Raw genomic sequence first — 10,628 nt, 5'->3', positions numbered from 1 at the left:
TTACGGACTTTCACCGATTAGTACGTGCCCATGCTGGGCACACAATAAAAAAACAGATGATTCACTCATCTGTTTTTGATATTTTTTATAAAAATCAACATTTTAATTTTTATTCCTCTAATTTCTCTCGCATTCTTAAAAGCACCTTTTTTTCAATCCTCGATACCTGAACTTGACTTATACCAAGTAATTTAGCTACTTGAACTTGAGTCTTGTCTTTAAAATATCTTAACACTATAATCTGTCGGGCTTTTTCATCTAAGCTTCTTAATGCCTCTTTTAGTGCTATTTTATTTATCATACCAATATCATCTTCACCTTTTTCACTTAACTTATCTATAAGTAATACAGGAGCTCCATCATCTTGATGAATTGTATCATAAAGGTATTGTAAACTAGTAGCTGACTCCATAGCAAATATTATTTCTTCTTTGTCTACTCCAGAATATTCTGCAAGTTCTTCTATTGTAGGACTACGATTTAATTTTTTAGTTAGTTCTTCTTTTGTAAAGTGTATACGCTTTGCTAAGCTTTTCACATTACGACTGACTTTTATCATCCCATCGTCTCTTAAAAATCTTTTTATCTCTCCAATAATCATAGGTACTGCATAAGTTGAAAATTTAACATTGTAACTTAAATCAAAATTATTTATAGCCTTTACGAGTCCAATAGATCCTATTTGAAATATATCCTCATAGTCGTATCCTCTATTTAAAAATTTCTTGCTTATAGAAGCTACTAATGGTAAATTCATTTCTATTAATCTATTCATAGCTTCTGTATCGCCATCTTTAGCTAAAGGCAATAATTGTGAGTTATCATTATAATTAAATTCCTCTCTATTAAAATTCTCTGTTCCCATATTTTTCCCCTAACTTAATATGTTAAATTTTTTCTTCATTCTAACCCTTGTACCCTTTTCCTTTTCACTCTCAACTAATAACCCATCCATAAATGTCTCCATAACAGTAAAGCCCATTCCTGATCTCTCCAAATCAGGACGTGATGTATATAATGGCTCCATCACTTTTGGTATATCTTCAATACCTTTTCCATGATCCATAATCTCAATGGTAACTTCTCCATCACAAATTTCAACTTCAATTTTAATAATTCCATCTTCCTTATTTTCATATCCGTGTATTATAGAATTAGTTACCGCTTCTGATACTGCTGTTTTTACGTCACTTATCTCATCTATAGTTGGATCTAATTGAGCGATAAATGCAGCTACAGCTACTCTTGCAAAAGCTTCATTTTGAGATTTACTTACAAACTCCAAATTCATTTTATTTTCATACACAATAAATCCCTCCATCTTAAATGCATCTTACTGCCTCATCTACAGTTTCATAATGTTTAATGATTTTATATAATCCTGTTAATTCAAATACTTTATTTACGCTTTCCTTTATATTACAAATACAAAGACCGCCACCTTTATTGCTAAGCTTTTTATTTCTTGCAACTACTACTCCTATTCCCGAACTGTCCATAAAGCTCACTCCAGAAAAGTTTAAAATTAATTTTTGTATATTATCCCTATCGATTCTATCGTCAATTCTAACTCGAACTTCTTCTGCACTATGATGATCTAACTCCCCAATCATAGTGACTATTAAAATTTCATCATACTTATCAAACTTTAAATCCATATAAAAATACTCTAAAATTTTTCTTAGAGTAATTCACCTCCTTAGTTTCTTTACCATATTTTAACATACTATTTTATGCATCGTCAATTTGTTTTATTACATTTTATCCTATTTATTGAAATTTATATGATAATTAAAAATATCTTAAGTACAATTTAATTAAAATGTAAAGATAATAGTTAATAGTTAAAATTAAAAACTTTATACTTTTTTCTTATGCTCTATTTTTAATATGCGTTATTTAAAATCACATCGTAATTAAGATTTAAATTCTTAAATATTATTCCTAAGTTCAATCACTTAGTCCAGTTTTACTTATTCATGCATTAGCACTTTTCTAAAAAAAACAAAAAAATAAGTACTAAGCTTCTTTTAACTTAGTACTTATTTTTTTACTTCTTCTTTTTACTCGGTTTATATTTTGCAATCTCTTCTTCTATAATCTTAAAAAATGTTTTAACATTTTCACCTTCATTTAGTATAAGAACTTCTATTGCATCTTCAAGAGTATCCATTGTATAAATATGAAAATCGCCACTACTAATACTCTCTTCTACTTCTTTTTCTAAGATCAATTCATCTTGATTCATACTAGGAATCAGTACACCTTTACCACTAACATTATCTAAAGTCTTACAAACAGTATAAAAACCTTCAATTTTCTCATTAACCATTCCTATTGGCTGTACTTCTCCAAATTGGTTTATTGATCCTGTTACTGCAATATTTTGTTTTATTGGTCTTTTACTAAGGGCTGAAAGCATACATATTATTTCTGCAACAGAAGCACTATCACCTTCAATTAGCGAATACGTTTGTTCAAAACTCAACTGAAAATCAACTGGTAAGCTTTCATAAGGGCTTAATAACGTATTTATTAAGCCTCTTAAAATTACAATAGATTTTTCATGGATATTTCCACTTAATTTGCATTCATTATGAACATCAATTATTCTACCACTGCCTTGAAATGTTAAACAAGTTATTCTCATAGGTCTTCCAAAGCTAAATAAACTTGTACCAATAACAGCTAATCCATTAATAGATCCAATCTTTTCACCTTTAATAGATATTAATACTTTATTATTCTTATAACTTTCTAACATTTCTTCTTTAATATCTTTATCATCACAATGATAGCTACTAATAATATCATCTCTAATTATAGAAAATCTACCCTCACTACTTGCTTTATCATTAGCTAGATATAATATTCTGTCAATATAGTAATTATCAACAGAAATCTTATTTCTATCCCCTATAATTCTAGATAAATATTTAAAAATTTCTTCTACTGATTCTTGATCCATATCTAAAAGATTTTCGTTTTTCACTTTATTTTTTATATAATCTGCAACTAAGCTTCTTGATGCATCATTACATTTCAATTGATTTTCCATTTCAACTTTTAATGGAAATATTCTTTTAAATTCTTCGTCTCTCTCATGAAGTATACTAAATGCTTCATAATCACCTATTAAAATAACTTTCACATTAATTGGTATAGACTCAGGTTTCAATCCTTCTAAAGATAGAACATCTAAATAATTTTTTGTATAACTATAGTCTATTTTCCCAAACATTAGTATTTTCTTTAAATAATAATAACTATACCCACTAGCTAACAATGAATTAAGATTTAAAATTAAACAACCTTCATTAGCCTTTAATAAGCTTCCAGGATGTATTAACTCTATGTCTGGCAAATATCCCGCATTACTATTCTTATATTCAATATTTCCAATCAAATTATTTATTGTGGGATCTTCTTCAAAAATAACTCTTGGATGTGGTGTATTTTTATTATCCACAAGAACTCTAACTTTAAATTTTGCAAAAATATCATCTATATATTGTTGATCCTCTTCTAAACTTACTGTATAGCATTCAACTATTTGCTCTTCAATCCAATCAAACATTTGAGAAAGATGCATACAAGTAAATTTGTCAGTTACAAATTCAAATAACAAGTCTTCCTTTATTTCTTTCATTTCTTTTTTAAGATACTTTTCATAAACAGCTCTTAATTCATTAATAGATTTAATTTCAAGAGCAGTTAATTTATCTAGTACTACTTGTGCTTCTTTTTTAAGTTCTGATACTTGTTCCTTGATCTCTCCTCGTTCTTCATTTTCTAATTCATCATATTCATCTTCTGTCATCTCATTTCCTTGAGATTTTAATGGTATGAATACAAAACCTCCATTTGTTGCTTTTACATCAAAGTTATTTTCCTTCGCTTTTTTCATTAATTTAGAAATATACTCATTTCTTTGATCTTTGGTTTTTTCAAGCAAATTCTCTTTTTCTTTATCAGATGAGCCGTTATAAAATTCTATTACACAATCAAAATATTGACTTTTCACATCATCAATTTGTTCTTTTAATAGTGTGCCTTTTCCACTTGGTAAAAATAAAACTTTAGGATTTAATATATCTTCAGTAGTAACATAGCATATATCTTTAGGTGCTCTTTCTTCTTCGTATATCTCTGAAATATAATCCTTCAAGTCACTTAATTTATCCATTGCAAATGAATCAATATAATATAAGTTGTATCCATTTTTCTTAATTTTTAAGGCTCTTTTTATATCATTTAATCTTGAAGTAACTTGTGGCAATTCTGCAAGACGTTCCTTATCAGATAATTCTTTAAAAGAACATTTAAATATAACTTCACTTGGAGTTAATTCGTTTTTCATAAACCATATCCACTTCGAAGTTTTTTTCTATAACTTAAACTTAGATTAAATCTTCAAAAGTAGTTTCCTCCTTAAATTAGTAGTATATTAATATTAATATTCTTCAACTAAGAAAATAGAGATAGTTTTTTATCTTTTCTACACATTTTAATATATTATTTACTACTAATTTTTTATAATTAAGCTAAAACTTCATTAAAAACTCCTTGATTTTTACTTATTAAGAACGAATATGTACTAAATGCCAATAATTCGTCCAAATATTTTATATTTTCCTCTTCCATACTCATAAATACAATAACTAGAACAAGTATATTTCTAAACCCTTTATCTATATAAAATTCATATTCAAGTTCTTCATCACATAAATATTCTACAACTTCTTTCATCTTCCTTATAATTTCATCTACATCTTGTTTTTTTACCAAAACTCCTAATACACTTAAAAATTGATTACTTATCTTGAAATCATTTTTTTCTAATGATTTTAATAGCTCTTCAGCCTTGCAGGTTGCATCTTCATAACCATTTAACATTATTGTATTAGTCAAACCTTGTACGCTGTTATTAGAGAATAAATCCAAATCTAAAACATAATTAAAAACTTGTTCCATATATTCAGTTATGGAGTTAAATTCATTACAATTTATTGCTAATAAGGTACAAAATAAATAATCATCCTCTTTTGTTACATTTCCATATTTAGATTTTATTATTTTAAATATTTCTTTAGTTTTATAAATTATATCTTGCCTATTTTCTTTATCTACATATTTTACTATTGAAAATGCTGATAAAACTAAATATCCGCACTCTTTTAAGTTTTCTTCTAATAGTGAATCGAATACATCCATTATTTCATCAATTAACTTTACTTTATCTATGTTCTCATTCACCACTGATATTAAAAACGATAATATATATAACATATCTCCTCTAAATGAAGACATTCTAGATGTTTTATTTTTAATAAATTTTCTTATATATTTAATTTCGTCAAATTTAATTTCTTTATTATAATATCCATTAAGTAAAGAAGAAAAATGATTAATATAATCTCCATCATATCTTAATGTTTCTTTGGCATTAAGATAGTTATTCACTGTAGTATCACAAACTATTTTGGTATTCGTATCTATTATGATCTCCCCCTAGTTTTTTACTAATCTATTAATTACTTTCTTTGTTCAATTATATAATATCTTTATGACATATTTATGTCTAAATTTATTATTTAATTATTAATAAATAATGTCTTTATTATTATATATATGATTAATACGTTTTTAGGGGATGCTAATAATATTACTTTATGCTGTTATATCTAGCTAATTTTGCTTCTTATTTCATTAATAGTTGAACTTATTGAATCTAGCGTATTTAATTTTTCAGTAAGTTGTTTTATTATATCTTGATAGTTTTTTTCTCTCTCTTCTTGTCTTAAGTCTCTATTTTCTTGTGTTTTTAATATGTAAACTATAAGAACACAACTTAACATTGTCCAAACTCCTTGAGTTGTAGCTATTTTTATTAATTGATCAAACATAAATTGCCTCCCTATATAATATATTCTTTAAAAATTTCAAAGCTTGTCTTTTAGATTTATTTACTGCTTGTCTTGATATTTTTAATCTTTCTGCAATTTCCGCATCTGATAGCTGTAAATAAAACTTTAAAAAAATTATTTTCTTTTGTTTTGGCTTTAATGATGAAATTAAATCCTTAAATACTACGTTTGAATATTCATCATTATTAATATTTTTATCTAACACATTTAAAAGTTCTTCATCAGAATTATAAGTTATAAAATTTTTATAAGAATTTATTTTATAATATAAATTTATTGACTTATTATTAAGACATCTTCTCATATATTTTAATATTTCTTCATCATTATTAAATTTTTTCACCTCTAATTGTAAAGTAAGTTCATACAAATATATGATTAAATCTGTAGATGCTTCAGGATATTTCAACTTATAACTCAAATAATTAATTTTAGAATTAAAATAAGATAAGATATCCATAAAATTATTAGATTGTTCTTGAAATAGTTTTATTTTTTTTAATAAATCTGTAGGCATACGACCACTCCTTAAGTTGTACTAACTCTATGACCAGAGTTTTATATACCTACTAAAAGTAAAAATATAAAAAATATGTAAACCTATTTTTTCAATTTATGTATTTTTATTCAAACAAAATTCTACAAAAACAAATATAATATTCCTATATTTGATAAATATCATTATAAAAATTATACTTTATACGCCTAAATATTCTATATAAATCCAATGATTGTTACTTAAACTTTACAATTACAAGCACAGATAATTTTGAAATTCACAAATTTCTATAGAAACCATCACACTACTTATTTCGCATATGGATCTTTTATAATCACATTAGTAATTTCAAATTTTAAAAAAGAAAAAACAGATATAATTTACACTATAAATCACAAATTCTAGATACTAAAAAAACATCGAGTAAAATAAAACTCGATGCTTTTAAATACCTTAAACCTTAAAAATAATCTTTCTAAGGGGGATAACCTAAATAAGATGTTTATTTCAACTTATTATTTTATTTATAAAGGTTACTTCCAATTATATTATTGTAATATTAGCAAATAATATATTCATAAACTAAATTTTATATGCACTTTTAAAATACAATGAAATACTAATATGTATGGTGCTTAATAAAGTATTATGATATAATAATCTAGATATAATAGGTTTTTTATTTTAATTGATAAATACATTGTTATTAAAAAGGAGAGTCATAAATGGGTTTAAAAGAAAAATTTTCTGGAAAATTTAATAAATATTTTCAAGACGCATATCTTGAAAAATATGGAGATAGAATTACAAGCACATCTGGAACTGTTTTATCAGTAAAGGTTTTTGAAAAAAGTTACTTTATATTTCACAAGATATTAGTTGAAATGGTAGTTAAGCCTGAAGTTGGTAGATCTGTTGTTAAATGTTTTTATAAACAAAATAAATGGTTTAAGAAACCTGAATTTATTACTGTATCTCAAGGACATAAAGTAATAATAATGGGCGTTAAAGGCGAAAAAATAAAGAAAAAGGATACTACAGAAGCTATCCAAATAATGAATGTATTAAATCTTACAACTAAAAAAGACTTAATACCTGTTGATCATAGTGAATTAAAAAAATCACGTCAACAAGCTACTAAAATGATGAGAAGATAATTTTATAAAATTAATAATACTTTATTAATTCACAAATGAAAACAAAAGTACCAATTGAAAATATCAATTGGTACTTTTTTATTATATTTGAACAATGGTAATATTGTAGTATAAAGCTCGTGGCTAGAGAAATTTACTTTAAGAATACTAAAATATTACTATTAAATTAAACATAACATTTTATCTTTATTAAATTATAATCTACTATTTATTACGTAACTATGTCTTAATAAGTGTTAGCATATGCAATTAATAAAGCTGCATTGTAATTGGACTTTAAAAACTGTAAAGTGAATGTCCAAAAGCAAGTGTCTAAATTTTATATTTGAAAACACGAACTTTCACACAGTACAATTTTATATTTTCTTTCTCAAACTTACTCAGCGACTATATAAGAGCCAAGTTTCCTTCTTAATCCAGTCCGCGCGAGCATTACAGTAGAAGATTAACATCCTATTTTGATTTTATTAATAAATACACACTATTTATTAATGCTATTATTCCTGAGAAGAACATAACTATTAACCATTGGTTAAATGACAATGCAACAGTATGGAATATTCCTCTGAAGAATGGTATATAAAGTACAGATGTTATCATTATTATTGAAATTAAAACAGCACCTACTAAATATGGATTAGTAAATAGTTTTATTTCAAATATTGAATGTCTTTCTGATCTACATTCAAAAACATGTATTAATTGAGACATTACAAGCGTACATAAAGCTAAAGTTCTACAAGTTTCTAAATTCATACCATAATATCTTCCTATCATAAATGATAGTAAGGTACATATTCCTATTAATGACCCCCTTACTACAATCTTCTCAACTAGTCCCCTAGCAAAAATACTTTCATTTTTTGCTCTTGGAGTTTGTCTCATAATATCACTATCAGCTGGATCAATACCAAGAGCAATAGCTGGTAATCCATCAGTAGCTAAATTAACAAGTAAAATTTGTATTGGACTTAATGGATTGGGAAGATAAAATAATGTTGCTAAAAACATAGTTAAAACTTCACCCAAATTACAAGACAATAAATATCTTATGAATTTTCTTATATTGTCATAAATTATTCTTCCCTCTTCTACTGCTGCTACTATAGTTGAAAAATTATCATCCATTAATATCATTGATGATGCTTCTTTAGTAACATCAGTTCCTGAAATTCCCATTGAAATTCCTATATCTGCTTCTTTTATTGCTGGGGCATCATTTACTCCGTCGCCAGTCATTGCAACTATATTTCCTTTTTTCTTAAATACTTTTACAATTCTTAACTTATGGTTTGGTGAAACCCTAGCAAATACTCTAACTTTATTTACTTTATTATATAATTCATCATCACTAATCTTCTCTATCTCTTCCCCAGTTAATACTTGTTCTTCAGTATTACAAATATTTAAAGATTTAGCTATTGCAAGTGCAGTATTTTTATGGTCTCCTGTTATCATAACAGGCTTTATTCCTGCAAGCTTACATTTTAAAACTGCATCCCTCGCTTCTTTTCTTGGTGGATCAATGCTTCCAACAACACCTATAAATATAAGATTTTCTTCTAAATGATTATTTTTACTTATTCCTTCTTCTTTATATGCGCATGCTATACACCTTAGTGCTCTAGATGACATAGCTTCAATAAATTTTGCAACTTGTTGTTTCTTTTGATATGTTAAAGGCTTTATTTTATTATTTTCTAATATATAAGAACATTTTTCTATAAGTCTTTCTGGAGCACCTTTAGCATAACAAGCTTCTTTACCATTTTCATTAACTATTACAGACATCATCTTTCTTGTTGAATCAAAGGGAATATCATATACTCTATTTATATTAGATACATATGCTTTTAACGGTTCAACTTTCTTAAAAAACATTTCTATTAATGCAGTTTCTGTTGGTTCTCCATGAAGCACTTCTGGCATTACATCCTTAGTAAAATCATAATTACAATCATTACAATAAACTAAAGCTTTCATCATTTTATTATAATCTTTTAATTCTTCTTTTTCTAATTCGTATATTCTTCCATTTAAATAAACTTCTTTAGCTGTCATCTTATTTTGAGTTAATGTACCTGTCTTATCAGAACATATAACAGAAGTACATCCTAGAGTTTCAACTGCTGGTAATTTTCTGACTAGTGCATTTCGCTTTAACATTCTTGATACACCAAGTGCTAATGCTACTGTTACAATGGCAGCAAGTCCTTCTGGAATGGCTGCTACTGCTAAGCTTACTCCAAGTAAAAACATTTCTGTTACATCATTACCTCTTATTACACCCATTACAGTTACTATTATGCATACAATTAAACAAATAACTACCAATACTTTACCAAGTGAATCTAATTTTTTATTTAAAGGAGATCTTTCTTCGTCTATGTTTTGAATTAAATCTGCTATTTTTCCCATTTCAGTCTTCATACCTATTGTGTCAACTTTAAATAATCCTTTTCCTTTTACAATAGTTGTTCCCATATAGCATCTATTATTTTTTCCATTAACATCTTTATCAACTCCTACTGATTCACCAGTAAGTAGTGATTCATCCACAACAATACCTAATCCCTCAATAAATGCACCATCTGCGGGCACTCTGTCACCAGCTTCTAAAATAACTACATCACCGATGGTTAAATATATAGAATTAAGAATTTGTATGCTTCCATCTCTTAATACTTTACATGTTGGTGCTGCTAAATCTTTTAGAGCCTCTAATGACTTTTCTGTTCTAAATTCTTGAACAAATCCTAATATTGCATTTACAAATACAATTATTAATATAGTAATTGCATCAGCTTTATCACCTATAATTCCTGAAATTATTGTTGCTGCTATAAGTACCCATACAATAAAATCATTAAATTGTGAAAGAAATATTTTTAAGGCTGATGTCTTTTTCTTATGCTGAAGTTCATTAAGCCCAAAATTCTTAATTCTTTTTTCGGCTTCCTTTGTACTAAGTCCTTTTAAAAGTTCTTTTTCTTGTACCACAATTTCTCCTCCCTTTTTTTCTCCTCATATAAATATATATATTTT

General features: G+C 26.4%; 9 protein-coding genes. 1 reads left to right on the top strand and 8 read right to left on the bottom strand.

The genetic code is table 11. The features are described from left to right. Positions 1 to 109 precede the first annotated feature (109 nt). From sigF to RYM86_RS03395, 7 genes are all read right to left on the bottom strand, one after another. Positions 110 to 865, bottom strand: a complete 756-nt coding sequence (sigF, locus tag RYM86_RS03425) for an RNA polymerase sporulation sigma factor SigF (RefSeq protein WP_315077792.1) — start codon at positions 863 to 865, stop codon at positions 110 to 112. Between the two features lie 9 nt (positions 866 to 874). Next, a complete protein-coding gene (gene spoIIAB / locus RYM86_RS03420) occupies positions 875 to 1,306 on the bottom strand; it encodes an anti-sigma F factor (protein ID WP_315077790.1) in 432 nt (143 codons plus the stop codon). 16 nt (positions 1,307 to 1,322) lie between these two features. After that, the gene (gene spoIIAA, locus RYM86_RS03415; protein WP_315077788.1) at positions 1,323 to 1,658 is read right to left on the bottom strand and encodes an anti-sigma F factor antagonist; all 336 of its coding nucleotides are present in this window, start codon (positions 1,656 to 1,658) and stop codon (positions 1,323 to 1,325) included. Between the two features lie 392 nt (positions 1,659 to 2,050). After that, entirely contained in the window at positions 2,051 to 4,360 is a 2,310-nt protein-coding gene (locus RYM86_RS03410) for an AAA family ATPase (RefSeq protein WP_315077786.1), read from the bottom strand. 179 nt (positions 4,361 to 4,539) lie between these two features. Further along, positions 4,540 to 5,463, bottom strand: a complete 924-nt coding sequence (locus RYM86_RS03405; RefSeq protein ID WP_315077784.1) for a DUF4003 family protein — start codon at positions 5,461 to 5,463, stop codon at positions 4,540 to 4,542. A gap of 221 nt (positions 5,464 to 5,684) precedes the next feature. Continuing rightward, the gene (locus tag RYM86_RS03400; RefSeq protein ID WP_315077782.1) at positions 5,685 to 5,906 is read right to left on the bottom strand and encodes a BhlA/UviB family holin-like peptide; all 222 of its coding nucleotides are present in this window, start codon (positions 5,904 to 5,906) and stop codon (positions 5,685 to 5,687) included. After that, on the bottom strand, positions 5,899 to 6,444 hold the full coding sequence (locus RYM86_RS03395; protein WP_315077780.1) for a sigma-70 family RNA polymerase sigma factor: 546 nt from the start codon (positions 6,442 to 6,444) through the stop codon (positions 5,899 to 5,901). The genes RYM86_RS03400 and RYM86_RS03395 overlap by 8 nt, the downstream gene beginning before the upstream one ends. 707 nt (positions 6,445 to 7,151) lie before the next feature. Here RYM86_RS03395 and RYM86_RS03390 point away from each other — a divergent pair. Further along, positions 7,152 to 7,583 (top strand): hypothetical protein, encoded by a 432-nt coding sequence (locus tag RYM86_RS03390; protein ID WP_035783958.1) that lies wholly within the window; start codon positions 7,152 to 7,154, stop codon positions 7,581 to 7,583. 453 nt (positions 7,584 to 8,036) lie between these two features. Here RYM86_RS03390 and RYM86_RS03385 read toward each other — a convergent pair whose 3' ends face one another. Further along, the gene (locus RYM86_RS03385; RefSeq protein ID WP_315077777.1) at positions 8,037 to 10,583 is read right to left on the bottom strand and encodes a calcium-translocating P-type ATPase, PMCA-type; all 2,547 of its coding nucleotides are present in this window, start codon (positions 10,581 to 10,583) and stop codon (positions 8,037 to 8,039) included. Positions 10,584 to 10,628 lie beyond the last annotated feature (45 nt).

The sequence above is a fragment of the uncultured Clostridium sp. genome, assembly GCF_963527835.1.
Taxonomy (GTDB): domain Bacteria; phylum Bacillota; class Clostridia; order Clostridiales; family Clostridiaceae; genus Clostridium.
This window is presented reverse-complemented; position numbering and strand designations above follow the sequence as displayed.

Coding starts and splice junctions, on each gene's coding strand:
- RYM86_RS03410 (WP_315077786.1), bottom strand. CDS start 4,360: ATGAAAAACGAATTAACTCCAAGTGAAGTTATATTTAAATGTTCTTTT.
- sigF (WP_315077792.1), bottom strand. CDS start 865: ATGGGAACAGAGAATTTTAATAGAGAGGAATTTAATTATAATGATAAC.
- RYM86_RS03395 (WP_315077780.1), bottom strand. CDS start 6,444: ATGCCTACAGATTTATTAAAAAAAATAAAACTATTTCAAGAACAATCT.
- RYM86_RS03400 (WP_315077782.1), bottom strand. CDS start 5,906: ATGTTTGATCAATTAATAAAAATAGCTACAACTCAAGGAGTTTGGACA.
- RYM86_RS03390 (WP_035783958.1), top strand. CDS start 7,152: ATGGGTTTAAAAGAAAAATTTTCTGGAAAATTTAATAAATATTTTCAA.
- spoIIAA (WP_315077788.1), bottom strand. CDS start 1,658: ATGGATTTAAAGTTTGATAAGTATGATGAAATTTTAATAGTCACTATG.